Origin of the sequence: Thiomicrospira sp. ALE5 (assembly GCF_900112445.1) — a bacterium.
Taxonomy (GTDB): domain Bacteria; phylum Pseudomonadota; class Gammaproteobacteria; order Thiomicrospirales; family Thiomicrospiraceae; genus Thiomicrospira.
Map to the genome: position 1 here is coordinate 803894 of NZ_FOYY01000003.1, position 17842 is coordinate 821735.

The window sequence follows — 17842 nt, forward strand, 5'->3', positions numbered from 1 at the left end:
AGACTACTATCCCAACCCTATTTATTTTTCGCCAATCCATGCACAGCATTAAACTCATCCAACATCGTGTCTATGACATTTTGCACGGCTTCTTCCAATACTGGATGATAAAAAGGCATGTTTGACAATTCATTTAAGGTCAGTTGCATTTGCACTGACCAAGCCAATAGATGGCCAAGATGTTCGGCGCTAGGCATTGCTAATTCCCCGCCTAACAAGCGCCCACTCTGTTTATCAGCATACAAGCGAATACGCCCGTAATCTTGATCCATCACAATAGCACGACCATTATTACAGTTTAGATCAAAGGTTCCAATAATCGTTGCACTGAGATCTAGATCACTAAAAGCCACACCCAGTCTACATAACTGAGGGTGGCTAAATACAATGGCCAAAGGGGTTAAATTACAACGGCCCCTCGTCTCTGGATAGTTTATAGCATTTTGTGCTGCAGTTTTGCCTTCTCTATTCGCTTCATGCAAAATACCATGAAAGCCGCTAGCATCCCCGGCAACAAAAATAGGTAAATCACCTAACTGCAGGGTTTGTGGGTCGATATTCAAATCTTGCAAGGATTCAGAACGCCAATCATTATTTGGTCGTCTACCCAGTGTAAGCAGTATTTTATCGCCTACCCATTCACCATCCGAGAAGGTTATTTTAACCTGATTTTGCTCACGAAGCGGCACAACCTGCTGATTTAAATGTATCGGCATGTCTTGAGCAACATACTCCTGCATAAAGTCATTACAAATCGGGTCTTGCAAACCGCCTATTTGCGCTTGTGCATCAAAGCCCTCAACCTCTACACCCAACTGTGCAAACGCTTGGCCAAGCTCAAGACCTATGACCCCCAACCCGATGACAGCTAGCCTATTTGGTAGCGCATCTAGCTCAAAAACTGTATCACTAGTTAATGCCAGATCACCAAGGTTCTCTAACCAGTCATCCGGCACTATGGGCTTCGAACCCACCGCAACAATTAGTCGCTCGGCAACAATAACAAGATCATTCACATGAACTTCACCGTTTGAGAAAACAACGGCACGTCCGGTTATAAAATGCTGTTCTGTCAATGTATCTGTTGTGTTCGCTATCAGGCCCGATGTAAACCTATCTCGAAAGCGTCGCACACGTTCAAACACCTGATCACTATGCAAGATGGGTTGCGCCGGCATTTCAATTCCAAGCGAGGCTGCCTCATGCCAGCTATGGTAATGTTCAGCAATATGAATAAGCGCTTTGGACGGCATACATCCGACTCGAGCACATGTTGTGCCCAATGGTCCGGAATCAATCAACACATAATCATCTGTTACTTGCTTTATTTCATTCCAAGCCGTTAACCCCGCCGAGCCGGCACCAATTATGGCAAACTTTACTTTTTTAATGTGCTGCGTGGAGGTCATATTCAAAGTCTCTTCTTAAAATACTGGCTTATACTGTCTCAACCATCTAAAATCGGCATGTATGTTTAGGGGTTACAACAATGCATAACCGACTAAAAATTATTGAGTTTTTTTTCCAACATAAAGCGCGCCAACTGGTACAGGCGTGTGTGACCTTCATCATTATTTTTAGCGCCATCATCACATTAAATACCGCTTTTGGTCAACCCAATAATTCCAATCCCCACTCCTACCATGACAGGCTTACCCAACCATTCTTGGGTGATTTAGATGAAATGCGAGAGCGCAGGCTTATCCGAGTCTTAATCAGCTATAATCGAACTCATTATTTTATGGCTGAGCATGGCAAACTTGGATTAGAATATGAGTTTTTACGCGCTTACGAACAAACCCTGAATCGTGGCCCCCTTCAACAGCGTTACCAAACGCATCTTGTATTTATCCCCACCCCTTTTGACCAACTTTTTGATGCCCTTAACGAGGGAAGAGGCGATATTATCGCAGCAGGTTTAACCATAACTGAAACCCGCAAAAACCTAGCATTATTCACCCTACCATACATTTCTGGTGTTAACGAAATATTGATTAGCCATATCAATGCGCCGCACATTGAGCGTCTTGAAGACCTTTCTGGCCGAAGGGTCATGGTGGTCGCGCAGAGTAGCTATATGGTTAATTTACTGTTGGCCAATCAGGCTTTAGGCCGACTCGGCTTACAACCCATCGACATTATGACTGCGCCGAGCATGCTTGATGCTGAAGATATTCTCGAATTAGTCAACACCCAAATTGTCGATTTTACTGTTGCTGATGATCATATTGCCCAAGCCTGGTCAAGCGTACTACCCAATCTTTTACTCCATCCCCACATCCGCTTTCATCAAGAAGGTCAAATTGCTTGGGCAGTGAGAAATAATAATCCTCAGCTACTAGAATCACTCAATAACTTTATAGAACGCCAAGCAAGACCAGGTCGTTATTTAAGTAACGTACTCTTTAACAAATACTTTAATGACAATAGCTGGCTTGAAACAGCCGATATCACCCTTGAAAACTTTGACCGACTCAGTCAACTTCGACCCTACTTTGAACTTTATGCTGATTTTTACGACCTTGACTGGTTATTAATAGCCGCAGTCGCTTTTCAAGAGTCACGGTTTCGCAACCACTTGACTAGTGGGCGCGGGGCGGTCGGCATTATGCAAATTCGTCCCAGCACTGCCGCAGCCCCACCCATTAATATCCATGATATTAATGACCTTGAGCACAACATCCATGCTGGTACAAAATACCTGGCTTACCTAAAGCACCAAGTTTTTGCAGGACCGGACTACACCGCTGAAGAAAGCCTGAACTTTGCGCTTGCAGCATACAACGCTGGACAAACACGTGTTAGGCAACTCCAACGTGAGGCAGAACGAGAAGGCTTAAATCCTTACATCTGGTTCTATAATGTTGAACAGATCGCTCGTCGTCGAATTGGCCATGAAACAGTAAATTATGTATTAAGTGTGCAACGCCATAAAACTACATTTACCAGCACACTCAGCCTTGTACAGGAACGACGAATGAGCCGTACGCCAACCATCCAAACCCCGTTACTTTTCCCAACAGTTACGGACTAAACCATGCAAAAAACTTGTTTTTTTAGCCGAAAAGGTTAGAATTTACCCAATTTTTCAAACCAACTGAGAGTTAATCCATGATTAGATTACATGAAATTTTAAAGCGTGATGAGGTCAATAGCGAGCTAAAACAAGTTATCAGCCACATCATGATTGCCTGTAAAGAGATTTCTCATAAACTGGGTCAAGGTGATCTAGCGGGCATTTTGGGGTCGAGTGTTACTGAAAATGTTCAAGGTGAAACACAAAAACTCTTAGATGTGGTTTCTAATGACCTTCTGAAAAAAATTCTAGTTGAAGACAACTGTGTAAAAGGCATTGCCTCTGAAGAAGAAGACTATACCGTTGCTGGTACAGAATCAGGTAAATACTTGGTATTATTTGACCCGTTAGATGGTTCTTCTAACATTGATGTAAACCTTTCGGTTGGCACCATCTTCTCTATTTTAGAAGCACCCGATGACAGCCGCCAAGGTGACGATCAGAGCATCTACCTACAAAATGGTCGTAAACAAGTTGCCGCCGGTTACGTTCTATATGGCCCCTCAGCCATTCTAGTACTCACTACCGGTAAAGGCGTTAACTTCTTTACCCTAGATCGTCATATTGGTGAATTCGTATTGACCCGCGAACAGGTTCAAATCCCAGCAGACACCAATGAGTTTGCCATCAACATGTCTAACCAGCGTTTCTGGGAAGAAGGCACCAACCAGTATATTAATGATTGTTTAGCAGGCGAAACAGGCGCACTTGGCAAGCGTTACAACATGCGCTGGGTAGCCTCTATGGTTGCTGAAGTTCACCGTATTTTAGTGCGCGGTGGTATTTTCATGTACCCTTGGGACAGCCGTGAACCTAACAAACCTGGCAAATTGCGCCTTATGTACGAAGGCAATCCAATGAGCATGATTGTAGAACAAGCCGGTGGCCTTTCTACCACAGGTCGCGAACACATTATGGATGTTAACCCAGAAGGCATTCACCAGCGTTGCCCCGTGATGCTTGGTTCTAAAAACGAAGTTGAAAAAGCGATGGGTTACCTAAAAGACTAGGTTCTTTTAACCCAATACATTTGATTTTATCCAGCCACCCGCCCTGCGGGTGGTGTTGTTTTAACAGACTCAATACTTTAAAGGATATGACATGGGTTATGCAGCCGTACCCGCAGGACAAAACCTGCCAAATGATATTAACGTAATTATCGAAATCCCAGCCTTTGCGCCGCCCATTAAATATGAAGTGGATAAGGACACTGACCTTGTCTGGGTAGATCGCCTCCAAGGTGCTACCATGGCCTATCCAGCCAATTATGGTTACATCAATCAGACACTTGCCAATGATGGCGACCCTGTAGATGTGCTGGTTGTTACGCCTCACCCACTGCTCGTTGGCTCAGTTATTCGCTGTCGTCCAATAGGGATGTTAAAAATGACTGATGATGGCGGCGAAGATGCGAAAGTTATCGCGGTACCTGTTGATAAGCTCAGCCCAATTTACAAAAACATCACCGCGGTTGATCAAATCCCTCTTCTTAAAGAACAAATCGAACACTTTTTTAAGCATTACAAAGACTTAGAGCCAGGAAAGTGGGTTAAAATTGAAGGCTGGGTAGATGCTGAAGGTGCCTTTGCTGAAATCCAAACAGGTGCAAAACGCTACCAAGGCTTAAGCTAATTAATCTCACTTTATCACATAGGATTGGCGGCAAACAGCCTGCCAATCCATCCATCTAAACAGCCTCACCCCTAATAATTCTGCTATAATTGTGCAAATTTTTTTGGGAAATTGTTTAACATGAATGTATCTGCTCAAACTGAATCTCACGATAAACAGTTGCGCGCGCGCGTAAAACTTCTCGGCCAACTGCTAGGCGAAGTCATTGAAAGCCAAGTCGGCAAGGAAACCCTAGACGCAGTTGAAAAACTTCGTCGTGGTTACATCCAATTACGTGATCAAGATGACCCTGCGCTGCGCCAATCCCTCGTTGAGTTTATCGAGCAGCAAACACCAGAAAATTTAATTCTGATTATTCGTGCATTTAACATTTATTTCAGTTTAGCCAACCTAGCTGAAGAAGAACATCAGTATCATGATCGCCAAAGCCAACTGAAATCTGACGGTCCCTTATGGTTTGGTTCGATGTTACAAACCATCGGCGAATTTAAGGAAGCCGGATTATCAAGTGCAGATGTCTCTAAACTACTGGGGCGTATCAAGTACATACCGGTATTCACCGCACATCCGACTGAATCAAAACGTCGTGCCGTTATGGAAAACCTTCGTCGTATCTTTGTTACGCTCGACGGACTTAACGAAGCAGAAAAACACAACAACAGTTACACCAAACAAGATGTTATAGATAAACTACGCTATCAGATTCAAGTTTTGTGGAAAACTGATGAAGTTCGGCAGTCCAAACCCACTGTTAGCGACGAAATTCGCAATGGTATTTATTACTTCCGACAGTCATTATTTCAGTCAGTTCCCCAAGTATACCGGTATCTTGAGCGTGCTTTAGGACGACACTATCCAGACATTGCCCACCAAGTCCCGCCATTTTTAACCTTTGGCTCTTGGATAGGTGGAGATCGAGATGGCAATCCTTTTGTCACCCACCAAACCACTCGCGAAGCGATTTACCTTCAATCGCGTGCTATCTTATATGAATATGAAAAACGCTTACTTGAGCTCAGCGCTATGCTTACTCATTCGCGGCATATTTGTGATATCCACCAAGACATCATTAACCGTGCCACGATTGTAGATGCAGATTTACTTGAAAAGGTTTTCCACAAGCGTGCAGAACGCTTTAAGGACGAACCCTATCGTCGCTTCTTATATTTGATGCGCGGACGCATCAGAGAAAATCTAGCCTACATTGAAGCACGTTTGAACAACGAACAACCGCAACCGTCATCACGTTTTGCCTATAGTTCAGAAGATGAGTTCTTAGCAGATTTACAATTAATTCATGACTCCCTTTGTAATCATGGTGATCAAAGTGTCGCAAATGCAACACTCAGAGATCTCATACGTTTAGTTGAAACCTTCGGCTTTTATCTGATGCGCTTAGATATTCGTCAAGAATCTACCGTACATACTGAAGCTGTGGCAGAACTTCTCAGCCACCTTGACATTGACTACAATGCGTTGAGTGAAAACGAAAAATTGGCACTTCTTGCCAAACATATTGGCTCAGCCACTATTATTGATACGCAACACTTAGCCTTAGAACCAATGACCGCAGAAGTACTTGAAGTCTTTAATACACTGAGAGAACTTCGCAAGGAAATCAGCCCCAAGGCCTTTAATAACTACGTCATTTCGATGACACATCAAGCCAGCCATGTCATGGAAGTGCTATTCCTTGCTCACCAAGCAGGTCTAGCAGGCTATAATGCTGGCGAGCCTTATTGTGATATTCACATTACCCCGCTATTTGAAACCATTGAAGATTTAGAACATATTGTACCAGTCACTGAAAGTCTATTTAATAATGCAACTTATCACGCCTTATTAAAAGCCAGCGGCAACCAGCAAGAAATCATGTTGGGGTATTCTGACTCTGCCAAGGATGGAGGTAATCTGTCATCGGCTTGGTCACTTTATCAGGCTCAACAGAAAATCATGAAAGTAGCGGATGCATTTGAAATTGATTGTCGCTTATTCCATGGTCGAGGTGGTACGATTGGCCGCGGCGGCGGTCCTACTCACATGGCCATCCTGTCACAACCCACGGGAACTGTACGCGGTGAAATTAAATTTACCGAGCAAGGCGAAGTACTATCTTATAAGTACAGTAACTCTGAAACCGCAAACTATGAATTATCGCTTGGTGTGACAGGCCTAATGAAAGCGTCGCTTGGTTTAGTCACAGAAATTACAGAGGATAACCCTGCTTACCTGACTACGATGGAGCAGCTCGCCAAGGATGGGGAATCAGCCTACCGCCTACTTACCGATCATACTGATGGCTTCTTTAAACTGTTTTATGAAGCAACACCCGTCAACGAAATTGGTTTATTAAACATTGGCTCGCGTCCTTCACATCGTAAAAAAGGTAACCTGTCTAAATCATCCATCCGTGCTATCCCTTGGGTGTTTGGCTGGGCACAGGCTCGCCTCACCTTCCCAGCTTGGTTTGGTACTGGCTATGCCATTGACGAATGGGTTAAACGCCATGGCCAAGCAGGCCTGCTAGATATGTACAATCAATGGCCATTTTTCCGTGCATTGTTGAGTAACATTCAAATGGCACTTTACAAAACCCAGCTTAATACAGGGAAAGAGTATTGTGAAATAGCCAGTAACCGGGATCAAGCTATGCATATTTATACGATGATTGCAGAGGAACACGCTCGAACCTGTGAACATTCATTATCGGTAAGTGGCAACCCTTATTTAATGGCTGAAACACCTTCGATTGCGCTATCGCTCCAGCGTCGCAATCCCTACTTGGATCCACTCAATCATATCCAAATCGTGCTGCTCAAACGCTACAAAGACGAAAGCGTCGATGAACAGCAACAGGATATTTGGTTAAAACCCTTATTAAACAGCATTAATGCCATCGCAGCCGGTATGCGTAATACCGGTTAGGGATTACCTTTTAATCTGCAATAGGCTACATGCTGATGATTTGGTAATTGGCGCCCTATTGGGTATAATGGGCGCCAAATTATTTTGATCCTTTTTTTAGGCAGGCACACAATACTATGCAAATCAAACTTTTAAAATCAAAGATTCACCGTGTGACCACAACACACGCCGAACTAGATTATGAAGGCTCCTGTGCAATAGATGCCGCCCTATTAAGTGCGGCAGGTATTCGTGAATACGAACAAATTCAGATCTATAATATCCGTAATGGTGAGCGCTTCACCACCTATGCGATTAGTGCTGAAGCACATTCAGGCACCATTTCTGTCAATGGCGCGGCGGCTCACAAAGCGGCGCCTGGCGATTTACTGATTATTGCGACTTATGCACAAATGAGCGAGGCAGAAGCTGATCATTACAAGCCTATGCTAGTCTATGTTGATGCCAATAACAAAATCAGCCATACGCGCAATACCATTGCGCCCCTCAAAGCGGCAGTTTAATCTCGATATTATCTAATAAGCGCGTACTGCCTAAACGTGCAACTGCTAACAATACACTTGGCTTCGATTTATCTCGCACATCCGTTAAGTCTTGTTGATCTACCCAAGCAATATAGTCCACCGCATCAAAACCAGCCGCGATAAGCCGACCTTGTAAATCAGCACGCAGGCTTGGCCAAATGGTAACCGGATCTTTTGCAGATCTGAGTGAATCGGCCAAGCCATCAAGAAGTTGAAAAAGATGCGGCGCAATTTGGCGCTGAGTTGCATCCAAATATTGATTTCTTGAACTGAGTGCTAAGCCATCTGTATCACGCGCAATCGGCCCTTTCAGCAGTTGAATCGGCCAATTTAAATCCGCTACCATGGCCTGAATCACCCGCCATTGCTGATAATCTTTCTGGCCAAATACGGCTAGGCAAGGCTGAACTAGATTAAATAACTTAGCTACCACAGTGACCACGCCATCAAAATGACCGGGACGCAATGCCCCCTCAAAACGCGACGTCAATAAAGGATCAGCACACAAACGACTTTGGCCGCCTTCAGCTGGATAGAGCTCGGTCGCAGCAGGACTAAAGACCAGGTCACACCCTAAGGCTTGCAAATGGGCACAATCGGCCGCTAGCGTTCGTGGATACTGATTAAAATCCTCGCCCTCACCAAATTGGAGCGGATTTACAAAAATACTCACCACGACAAAATCAGCTTGGCTTTGCGCTAAGGACACCAAGCTTAAATGACCGGCATGTAAATTCCCCATCGTCGGCACCAGTGCCCAGCTTTTACCCGCTTCGCGCCATTTCGCCAGCTGCGTTTTAAGACTCTGGATATCATGTAAAACTTGCATCAACCTACCTCATGTGCGGCGGTTGGGAAGGTTTTGTTTTTAACGGCTTGAACATAGGCCTCAAACGCAGCTAAAACTGAGTGATGCCCGGTCAAAAAATTTGCACTAAACTTTGGGATTCGACCTGGCGTCAAACCAAGCACATCATAACTGACCAGTACTTGACCATTAACACCCGTGCCCGCGCCTATCCCGATCACGGGCACCGGCAAATCAGCCGTAACCTGTCGTGCAAGTTCACTCGGAACACACTCTAAGACTAACAGATCAATACCTGCGGCAACCAAGGCCTTTGCATCATTTAATAACTGTTCGGCTTGATCTGGCGTACTACCTTGCACTTGGTAGCCTTTTTTCAGCACAGACTGTGGGAGCAACCCTAGGTGTCCACAAACTGGAATCCCACGTGCTGACAAAGCCTGTACAAAAGGTACGATACGCTGTCCTCCTTCAAGCTTAACCATGTCAGCCTGGCCAATTTTTAATAGCTGTGCAGCCGCATCCAAAACCGAATCTAAATTCTTATCCGCCATAAAGGGTAGATCGGCAATACACCAGGCCTGCTGATTTCCACGCTGTACCATTTGAGTGTGATAAACCATATCATCAAGCGTAACGGGAAGCGTCGTCGCTTGACCTTGCACAACCATACCCAATGAATCCCCTACTAGAATCACATCCACACCCGCTTGATCAGCCCAATGCGCAAAAGCGGCATCATAAGCGGTAATACAGGCAATCGGCTGTTGCGTATCGGCTAATTTATATAACTGCTTCAGCGTTTTTTTCATGCAATAACTCTATTCTTTTATCGGGTTGATGGCATAGACTTGTATCAGCGACGGCATATAAAAATGTTTCGGGAAGTTGTTCAAGACACTGCTGGATCGAACCGAATTTAGGTAACACCAAATCCGGCGCTAAGTCCTGTAGCGGCACCAACACGAAATCTCGTTGCGACGCCATCGGATGTGGCAGGGTTAACTCAGGCGTATTTAAGATCAACTGACCGTAACAAATAACATCCAAATCAACCAAGCGCTCGCCCCAGTGACGCTGCTTAATTTTACCCAAATCCATTTCAAGCTGCTGCAACGCCGCCAATAGCGTTCTAGGTGCAAGATGGGTAGTAAAACAACACGCACCATTGACATAGTCAGGTTGATCTTGGGGCCCTTGAGGCCGCGAACGATACCAATTAGACATGCGTAAATTTCGCACCGACGGCCATTGTGCAATAGCCCAACAGGCCCGCTGCAACACCTGCTCCGAATCACCTAAGTTACTGCCTAAACCAATATAAACCTGCGCCCAGTTATCATCGCAGCAGCTATCAGCGGGTTTTTGCATTACAGGATGGCTGTTAGTCATGCGCATTAAACTGATCAGATTTTTTACGATAAAAATTACGATTCGAGCGCTTATGGCGACGCGGTTTAGCCCCCTTTTTCACATCATGAGCAAAACGTACCTGCTCCAACGCATCTTTGTCCTGGTATTCAGTCCACCAGTCAAACAGCTCAGTTAATTCTGTTTCACCAGCGGCCACTCTTATGCCAATAAAGTCATAGGCTGCTCTAAAACGCGGATGCGCACGCAAGGTAGCGGCTCGGTCACCAAATCGTTTGTGCAGTCTAAATTGCAAATTCCAAATATCACGAATCTGAGCCGTAAAACGCTTAGGTACCGCCGTATGGGAACACTGGATATTAAGCACATCACCTGCAGCTGCATACATCGCATCTTGCGGCGACAATCCTTCAGCCAAATAGTCTTGACGCGCTTGCATCATCGGCTCCCAAAGCATCGCAGCAAACAAGAAGGCGGGATTCACCGGTTTATCTTCAGCAATTCTTCGATCAGTGCTCTGTAAAGCCGCCATAACAAACTGCCGTGGAAAATGCTCACTTTCTGTAGCCAGCACGTCATCGGTTAACGGGAACAAATGCTTAAACAAATCATAATGGCGGAGTTTTTCAAACACAATTATGGCTGCACCACTATGAAATAGCTTCAACACTTCATCAAACATACGTGCATTAGAGACTTCTTTGAGCAAACTACCCAGCTCTGCAATCGGCGCTTCAGTCGTGGGCGCAAGATTAAATCCAAGTTTGGCGGCAAAGCGCACCGCACGAATCATACGCACTGGATCTTCTCGGTATCTGACCCAAGGATCGCCTATCAAAGCAATCTGCCCAGCTTGCAGGTCAGCATGCCCAGCCACATAATCAATAACTTGATCACGCTTGGGGTCATAATAGAGGGCGTTAATGGTAAAGTCACGACGCCAAACATCTTCATCCATTGTGCCGTAAACATTATCACGCACTAATCGACCGCTCTCATCAACTTGGCGGGCAGGATCACTGTCATCTTGGCCACCCCGAAACGTCGCCACTTCAATCACTAAACGGCCATAACGAACGTGAGCTAAGCGAAAACGTCGCCCAATTAATTGACAACGATGACGAAATACTTTTTTCACTTGATCTGGTGACGCATTGGTGACAATATCAAAGTCTTTCGGCTCAATACCCAGCATTAAATCACGCACTGCCCCACCTACCAGATAGGCATCATAGCCGGCTCGTTTTAAACTAAATACCGTATCAAGCGCCGGTTTTGCAATCAGTCGATGATGAATGCCCTGCTGATGACCAGAATAGGTCTGCACATTTGTGCCAACCAGCTCATCACCTTTTACCTCACGTGTTTGCTCTGGTGTGATTCGTGCCAGCCGGCGTGAGATGGCATTAAAAATTCGTTTAATCATGATGAATTCATTACAAAATAAAGCCGTATTTTAGCAAGGTTAGCGCTTAATAAGCCAATAATTAAGATAATCTACTGGGAAACCTTGGATAACTTTGCGACGAAGGATTAAAATCGACAAAAGTTTTATTTATTTTACTGGAGAAAACTGTGACCCAAGCACTCGATGCACATCAACAAGACCTCGTAACCCGTCTGAATTACTTTACTAACTGGAAAGACAAGTACAAATACATTATTGATCTTGGCAAACAACTAGCCCCTTTCCCCGAGGCACTCAAAACCGAAGAAAATCGTATTCATGGCTGCCAATCGCAAGTATGGATCAGTATTGAAGAACAAGACGGCAAATTACAGATGCAAGCGACCAGTGATGCAGCGATTGTATCTGGACTCATTGCTATTTTATTACGAGTGTACAACGACCACACCCCTGAACAAATTATCAACACCCCGCTCGACTTTTTAGCGACTACAGGGTTACTACAGCACCTATCACCTAACCGTTCGACCGGCTTGTATCACATGATCAAGCGTATTCAAGCAGAGGCACAGGCTAGAGTTTAATCTCTGTTACACACAATCAACCCATACAAAAAACCCAGCGCAAGGCTGGGTTTTTTGATGACTTAACTTAATTTAACTAATTAAGCGATTTTCAACTCTTCTTGGCGAGTCGCTTCTAGCGCTGCAATACGATCTTCAATGGGCGGATGCGACATAAACAACGCCCCTAGCTTGCTTGGACGATTTGAAATACCAAACGCCGCCATTTGATCAGGCAATTCACCTGGCTGCATCATTTGCAGACGACGTAGTGCCGCGATCATATTTTCTTTACCGGCCAAATAGGCACCGCCGTTATCCGCATGGAATTCACGACGACGCGAGAACCACATGGTAATCACACTCGCCAAGATACCGAAAATGATTTCAAAGATAAACGATGCGACGTAATAACCAATGCCATGACCTGATTCATTTTTAAGAATAACACGATCAACAAAGTGACCCGCGATACGGGCAAAGAAGATAACAAAGGTGTTAACTACACCTTGAACTAATGCCATGGTAATCATATCGCCATTGGCAATGTGCGCCACTTCGTGCCCTAACACCGCTTCAACTTCATTACGCGTCATATTGCGCAACAAACCGGTTGATACCGCCACTAAAGCGTTGTTTTTGCTCATACCTGTTGCAAAAGCATTTGGATCCGGCGCATTGTAAATCGCCACTTCTGGCATGCCAATACCGGCTTTTTCAGCTTGACGACGCACGGTATCAACCAACCATTGCTCGTCCGCATTACGCGGATTTTCAATGACCTGCGCTCCGGTCATTTTTTTAGCCATAAACTTCGATAGCGCCAAAGACACAAACGAGCCAGCAAAACCAAATACCGCTGCAAATACCAGCAAATTACCTAAGTCCAGGTCAACCCCGTTGGCTTGGAGGGTCGAGCCGACACCAAACAAACTGAGCACGATCGATGCAACAGCAATAACCGCGATGTTGGTCAATAAAAATAAACCAATCCGTTTCATTCGTAGTTCTCCTTAATTGAGAAGATTAAAAATTTATTCAAAGTTAATATAAGCTTTTTTTATGAGGTTTCAAGTAGTGATCCCGCTCAATAACCAAAAAACTTAGTTTTTTAATTTTTGTTGCAGTAAATCATTCACTTGCGCAGGGTTAGCCTGGCCTTTTGATAACTTCATCACTTGCCCCACAAAAAAACCAAACAACTTTTCCTGGCCCGCTTTATAAGCCTCAACTTGCTTCGCATTGGCCGCCAACACCTCATCAACGATTTTTTCAATCGCGCCGGTGTCGGTAATTTGCTTCAAGCCTTTGGCTTCAATAATTTGATCGGCACTGCCCTCGCCAGCCCACATCGCCTCAAACACCTGCTTAGCCAACTTGCCTGATACAGTATTATCCACGATACGAACAAGCAGGCCTGCTAAGGCATCGCCACTGATCGGGGATTGCTCAAGGGTTAATTCTGCCTTATTTAAAGCTTTCGCTAACTCGCCATTCATCCAATTGGCTGCTAACTTAGCTTGCTGGGCACCAAGTTCTGCGACTAGCGCTTCAAAATAGCGAGCATTGACCGCGGCCGCCGTCAACAATTGCGCGTCATAGGCAGACAAACCATAATCCTGTTCAAAACGCACTCGCATTTGTCCAGGCAATTCAGGCAGGCTCGCTTTAATTGCGGCCAACTGTTCATCACTCACCACTACGGGCAACAAATCTGGATCAGGGAAATAACGGTAGTCGTTCGCCTCCTCTTTGGAGCGCATCGAACGAGTTTCATCGCGGTCAGGATCATACAAACGCGTTTCTTGTACGATTTCGCCACCACTTTCTAAGATTTCAATATGACGATCAATTTCATAAGCCAAGGCTTTTTCAATAAACTTAAAGGAGTTAATGTTTTTTAATTCGGTGCGTGTACCAAATAGCGCGCCTGGCTTGCGTAAGGACACATTGACATCGACGCGGAATGAACCCTCTTGCATATTGCCATCACCGATTTCCAAAAACTGCACCAGCTCATGAATAGCTTTCGCATAAGCAATCGCTTCGGCAGCCGAACGCATATCCGGTTCAGAAACAATCTCCAACAAAGGCGTACCAGCACGGTTCAAATCGATTCCGGTTAAGCCATGAAAATCTTCATGCAACGACTTGCCGGCATCCTCTTCTAAATGGGCGCGGGTAATTCCAATGTTCTTATGCTGGCCATCGACTTCAATGGTGATTTCACCCTTACCTACAATCGGCAGTTCAAATTGTGAAATCTGATAGGCTTTTGGTGAATCGGGATAAAAATAATTTTTACGCGCAAACACCGAGGTTTGACCAATTTCTGCGCCAACCGCCAAGCCAAAGCGCACCGCCAACTCCACCGCGCGCTCATTTAATACGGGCAACACACCTGGCATGGCCAAGTCAACAATATTAGCTTGTGTATTAGGCTCTGCACCATAAGCGGTCGGCGCATTAGAGAATATTTTCGATTCACACGCCAGCTGCGCATGAATTTCAAGTCCAATCACAACTTCCCAATTCATACTACTGATCATAACGCGGCTCCTTGTGCTAACGGGGATACTTGACGATGCCAATCCGTATGTAATTGGAACTGATGCGCTATATTGAGCAACTTCGCTTCACTAAAATAGGGCCCAACCAAATGCAAACCGACCGGTAAGCCCTGCACCAGGCCTGCTGGAATCGACATGGCCGGTAAGCCGGCTAGGTTTACGGGAATCGTGTAAAGATCCGCTAAATACATACTCAGCGGATCATCGGTTTTTTCGCCAAGCTTAAACGCTGGGGTCGGCGCCACAGGCCCCATAATCACATCACACTGTTCAAAGGCGGTTAAGAAATCTTGTTGGATTAATCGACGCACTTTTTGTGCTTTAAGATAATAGGCATCGTAATAGCCAGCCGACAGCGCATAGGTGCCCAGCATAATCCGCTTTTGCACTTCAATGCCAAAACCTTCAGCACGCGAACGTTCATAAAGATCCGCTAAATCTTTGGGGTCTCCGCAACGATGGCCATAACGCACACCATCAAATCGCGATAAATTCGATGACGCCTCTGCTGGCGCCAAAATGTAATAGGCCGCCACGGCATGCGCTTGATTAGGCAATTCAACAGCAACACATTGCGCACCCATCTTTTCATATTCGGCAACCGCTGCCTCAATAACCTGTTTAACCTCAGCATCCAAACCATCACCAAAATAACTGGCTGGCACACCAATCCGCAGGCCTGCTAAGGGCTGGGACAAGGCGGCCATATAATTGGGTTTAGGCTGATCTAAACTGGTCGAGTCACGATAATCAAAACTGTGCATCACATCGAGCGTTAGCGCTAAATCTTCTGCCGATTGCGCCATCGGACCGGCCTGATCCAAGCTTGATGCATAGGCAACCATGCCAAAGCGTGACGCTAAACCATAGGTTGGCTTTAAACCACTTATGCCACAAAAGCTCGCTGGTTGACGAATCGAACCGCCGGTATCTGAACCGGTAGCAAACGGAACCAGTCCTGCTGCAACAGCCGCCGCTGAACCACCCGAAGACCCACCTGGCACCGCATCCAGTGCCCAAGGATTCTTGACCGCACCAAAATAACTCGATTCATTAGAAGAACCCATCGCAAATTCATCCATATTGGTTTTACCCAACATCGGCATATCAAGGGCTTTAAACTGACTAACAATGTGCGCATCATAGGGTGCGGTAAAATTGACCAACATTTTAGAACCACAGCTGGTTAGTACGCCATCAGTACAAAAAATATCCTTATGCGCCATCGGAATGCCACACAAATTAGGCGCATCACCGCGCGCAATCCGCGCATCTGCCGCTTTTGCAACATCTAAAGCTTGCTCAGCGGTTACGGTAATAAAACTATTCAACTGTGAATCATGTTGAGCAATGCGCGCCAAAAAAAACTCGGTCAGCTCAACACTCGAAATCTGCTTGGTTTGCAAAGCTTGGTTAAGCTCTGTTAGGGACATCATATTCATTAAGTGCGCTTCTCTTTTTTAATCAATCACTTTAGGGACAAGGTATAACCCTTGCTCACATGCCGGAGCGATGGCTTGGTATTTATCGCGCGGAATGTCCGCTACCGTTTGGTCAACCCGTAATCGCTGCACCTTATCAAGAGGATGCGCCATCGGCAACACATGATCCGTATTGACCTGTTGTAACTGCGCAAATAAATCAAGCACATTCGACAACTTAGCCGACAACTGCGTTAAATCTTGCGAAGAGACATCAAGCGCGGCCAATTTGGCGATTTTTAATACTTCTTGTTCTGACAAAGCCATAAGGACGACCTTTCCTTTTTTTGAACGAAATCTAAACCGTGGATTTTAACATCGAATCCAAGTGACGCCAATTTAGTCTATGCTAGATAAACGTTTTATTCTGAAAACACAGCCAAAATTGCGTTAAAATAATACAAATTAGTCTCATTAAAACTTCACTACTTAGGACATCGCATGTTTCGTAAATTAATCGGCCTGTTTTCTAACGACCTTTCTATCGACCTTGGTACCGCAAACACTCTTATATATGTGCGCGGACAAGGTGTCGTCCTCAATGAACCCTCGGTCGTGGCTATTCGTGACAATGGTCGCGGTAACCGACAAATTGTCGCCGTAGGCAATGAGGCTAAAATGATGCTTGGGCGCACACCAGGCAACATTAATGCGATTCGCCCACTTAAAGATGGCGTCATTGCAGACTTCCACATTACTGAAAAAATGCTCCAGGCGTTTATTCGCAAGGTTCATGAAGCCAAATTCTTTCAACCTAGCCCGCGGGTGCTAGTGTGTGTTCCGTCTGGCTCGACCCAAGTAGAACGTCGTGCCATTCGTGAATCTGCAGCCGGCGCGGGTGCGCGCCAGGTATTTTTAATTGAAGAGCCCATGGCCGCAGCAATTGGTGCAGGCATGCCCGTCAGCGAAGCCAGTGGTTCAATGGTCGTCGATATTGGCGGCGGCACCACTGAGGTAGCCACCATTTCACTTAATGGGATTGTTTATGCTGACTCTGTAAAAGTGGGGGGCGATCGCTTCAATGATGCCATTATCAAGTTTGTGCGTCGTAACTACGGTATGTTAATTGGTGAAGCGAGTGCTGAAAAGATTAAGCATGAAATTGGATCTGCCTATTATGAAGCCGAACCCAAAACCATCGAAGTCCGTGGCCGCAATCTGGCTGAAGGGGTACCACGCAGCTTTGTACTCAATTCAAATGAAATTCTAGAAGCCTTACAAGACCCACTTTCAGCGATTGTCGGTGCAGTACGCACAGCACTAGAGCGCACACCGCCTGAACTCGGTTCCGATGTTGCCGAGCACGGTATTGTGTTAACCGGTGGCGGCGCATTATTGCGCAACCTTAGCACACGTCTAAGTGAAGAAACAGGCGTGGCCGTCATTGTGGCGGATGACCCTTTAACCTGTGTCGCGCGTGGTGGTGGTCGAGCACTTGAGATGATGGATGACAAAGGCATGGATGTTTTTTCACCCGATTAATC

16 protein-coding genes are annotated in these 17842 nt (G+C 45.5%); 7 read left to right on the forward strand and 9 right to left on the reverse strand.

All coding sequences use genetic code 11. The features are described 5' to 3' along the window. Positions 1-17: 17 nt before the first annotated feature. A complete protein-coding gene (locus BM293_RS03955) occupies positions 18-1409 on the reverse strand; it encodes a dihydrolipoyl dehydrogenase (RefSeq protein WP_093446974.1) in 1392 nt (463 codons plus the stop codon). 80 nt (positions 1410-1489) lie between these two features. Between BM293_RS03955 and BM293_RS03960 the strand changes: the two genes are divergently transcribed. From BM293_RS03960 to panD, 5 genes are all read left to right on the forward strand, one after another. Further along, on the forward strand, positions 1490-3034 hold the full coding sequence (locus BM293_RS03960; RefSeq protein WP_093446976.1) for an MltF family protein: 1545 nt from the start codon (positions 1490-1492) through the stop codon (positions 3032-3034). A gap of 77 nt (positions 3035-3111) precedes the next feature. Further along, on the forward strand, positions 3112-4086 hold the full coding sequence (locus BM293_RS03965; RefSeq protein ID WP_093446978.1) for a class 1 fructose-bisphosphatase: 975 nt from the start codon (positions 3112-3114) through the stop codon (positions 4084-4086). A 91-nt stretch (positions 4087-4177) separates the two neighbouring features. Further along, positions 4178-4708, forward strand: coding sequence for an inorganic diphosphatase (gene ppa, locus BM293_RS03970; RefSeq protein WP_093446979.1), 531 nt, complete (start codon positions 4178-4180; stop codon positions 4706-4708). A 120-nt stretch (positions 4709-4828) separates the two neighbouring features. Further along, positions 4829-7633 carry a phosphoenolpyruvate carboxylase gene (gene ppc, locus BM293_RS03975; protein WP_093446981.1) on the forward strand — a complete coding sequence of 935 codons (2805 nt, stop codon included), beginning with the start codon at positions 4829-4831 and terminating at the stop codon, positions 7631-7633. Positions 7634-7749: 116 nt separating this feature from the next. Next, positions 7750-8136: an aspartate 1-decarboxylase gene (panD, locus tag BM293_RS03980; RefSeq protein WP_093446982.1), complete on the forward strand. Its 387-nt coding sequence runs from the start codon at positions 7750-7752 to the stop codon at positions 8134-8136. Here panD and panC read toward each other — a convergent pair. The 4 genes from panC to pcnB are packed head-to-tail and all read right to left on the reverse strand — an operon-like array spanning position 8120 to position 11762. Next, positions 8120-8986, reverse strand: a complete 867-nt coding sequence (gene panC, locus BM293_RS03985; protein ID WP_093446984.1) for a pantoate--beta-alanine ligase — start codon at positions 8984-8986, stop codon at positions 8120-8122. The genes panD and panC overlap by 17 nt on opposite strands. Next, complete coding sequence (gene panB / locus BM293_RS03990) at positions 8986-9777, reverse strand: 3-methyl-2-oxobutanoate hydroxymethyltransferase (protein ID WP_093446985.1); 792 nt, start codon at positions 9775-9777, stop codon at positions 8986-8988. Before panB ends, panC begins: the two co-directional genes overlap by 1 nt. Further along, on the reverse strand, positions 9749-10336 hold the full coding sequence (gene folK / locus BM293_RS03995) for a 2-amino-4-hydroxy-6-hydroxymethyldihydropteridine diphosphokinase (RefSeq protein WP_234968888.1): 588 nt from the start codon (positions 10334-10336) through the stop codon (positions 9749-9751). Before folK ends, panB begins: the two co-directional genes overlap by 29 nt. A gap of 13 nt (positions 10337-10349) precedes the next feature. Continuing rightward, positions 10350-11762, reverse strand: a complete 1413-nt coding sequence (gene pcnB, locus BM293_RS04000) for a polynucleotide adenylyltransferase PcnB (protein ID WP_093446988.1) — start codon at positions 11760-11762, stop codon at positions 10350-10352. Between the two features lie 149 nt (positions 11763-11911). Between pcnB and BM293_RS04005 the strand changes: the two genes are divergently transcribed. Continuing rightward, positions 11912-12328, forward strand: a complete 417-nt coding sequence (locus BM293_RS04005; protein WP_093446990.1) for a SufE family protein — start codon at positions 11912-11914, stop codon at positions 12326-12328. Positions 12329-12408: 80 nt separating this feature from the next. Here BM293_RS04005 and htpX read toward each other — a convergent pair whose 3' ends face one another. The 4 genes from htpX to gatC form a co-directional block, all read right to left on the reverse strand. Next, positions 12409-13308 (reverse strand): protease HtpX, encoded by a 900-nt coding sequence (htpX, locus tag BM293_RS04010; protein WP_093446991.1) that lies wholly within the window; start codon positions 13306-13308, stop codon positions 12409-12411. Between the two features lie 102 nt (positions 13309-13410). After that, a complete protein-coding gene (gene gatB / locus BM293_RS04015; protein ID WP_093447856.1) occupies positions 13411-14844 on the reverse strand; it encodes an Asp-tRNA(Asn)/Glu-tRNA(Gln) amidotransferase subunit GatB in 1434 nt (477 codons plus the stop codon). Positions 14845-14852: 8 nt separating this feature from the next. After that, the gene (gene gatA, locus BM293_RS04020) at positions 14853-16319 is read right to left on the reverse strand and encodes an Asp-tRNA(Asn)/Glu-tRNA(Gln) amidotransferase subunit GatA (protein WP_093446993.1); all 1467 of its coding nucleotides are present in this window, start codon (positions 16317-16319) and stop codon (positions 14853-14855) included. A gap of 18 nt (positions 16320-16337) precedes the next feature. Further along, positions 16338-16625, reverse strand: coding sequence for an Asp-tRNA(Asn)/Glu-tRNA(Gln) amidotransferase subunit GatC (gene gatC / locus BM293_RS04025; protein WP_093446994.1), 288 nt, complete (start codon positions 16623-16625; stop codon positions 16338-16340). Positions 16626-16799: 174 nt separating this feature from the next. Here gatC and BM293_RS04030 point away from each other — a divergent pair, with 174 nt between their 5' ends. Then, a complete protein-coding gene (locus BM293_RS04030; protein ID WP_093446996.1) occupies positions 16800-17840 on the forward strand; it encodes a rod shape-determining protein in 1041 nt (346 codons plus the stop codon). The last annotated feature ends 2 nt before the right edge of the window (positions 17841-17842 follow it).

Bases quoted from the DNA above. Each gene is read 5' to 3' on its own strand.
- BM293_RS03955 (WP_093446974.1), bottom strand. From the start codon at position 1,409: ATGACCTCCACGCAGCACATTAAAAAAGTAAAGTTTGCCATAATTGGT.
- htpX (WP_093446991.1), bottom strand. From the start codon at position 13,308: ATGAAACGGATTGGTTTATTTTTATTGACCAACATCGCGGTTATTGCT.
- BM293_RS03960 (WP_093446976.1), top strand. From the start codon at position 1,490: ATGCATAACCGACTAAAAATTATTGAGTTTTTTTTCCAACATAAAGCG.
- gatA (WP_093446993.1), bottom strand. From the start codon at position 16,319: ATGAATATGATGTCCCTAACAGAGCTTAACCAAGCTTTGCAAACCAAG.
- ppa (WP_093446979.1), top strand. From the start codon at position 4,178: ATGGGTTATGCAGCCGTACCCGCAGGACAAAACCTGCCAAATGATATT.
- folK (WP_234968888.1), bottom strand. From the start codon at position 10,336: ATGCAAAAACCCGCTGATAGCTGCTGCGATGATAACTGGGCGCAGGTT.
- BM293_RS03965 (WP_093446978.1), top strand. From the start codon at position 3,112: ATGATTAGATTACATGAAATTTTAAAGCGTGATGAGGTCAATAGCGAG.
- panC (WP_093446984.1), bottom strand. From the start codon at position 8,986: ATGCAAGTTTTACATGATATCCAGAGTCTTAAAACGCAGCTGGCGAAA.
- gatB (WP_093447856.1), bottom strand. From the start codon at position 14,844: ATGAATTGGGAAGTTGTGATTGGACTTGAAATTCATGCGCAGCTGGCG.
- pcnB (WP_093446988.1), bottom strand. From the start codon at position 11,762: ATGATTAAACGAATTTTTAATGCCATCTCACGCCGGCTGGCACGAATC.
- ppc (WP_093446981.1), top strand. From the start codon at position 4,829: ATGAATGTATCTGCTCAAACTGAATCTCACGATAAACAGTTGCGCGCG.
- panD (WP_093446982.1), top strand. From the start codon at position 7,750: ATGCAAATCAAACTTTTAAAATCAAAGATTCACCGTGTGACCACAACA.
- panB (WP_093446985.1), bottom strand. From the start codon at position 9,777: ATGAAAAAAACGCTGAAGCAGTTATATAAATTAGCCGATACGCAACAG.
- BM293_RS04030 (WP_093446996.1), top strand. From the start codon at position 16,800: ATGTTTCGTAAATTAATCGGCCTGTTTTCTAACGACCTTTCTATCGAC.
- gatC (WP_093446994.1), bottom strand. From the start codon at position 16,625: ATGGCTTTGTCAGAACAAGAAGTATTAAAAATCGCCAAATTGGCCGCG.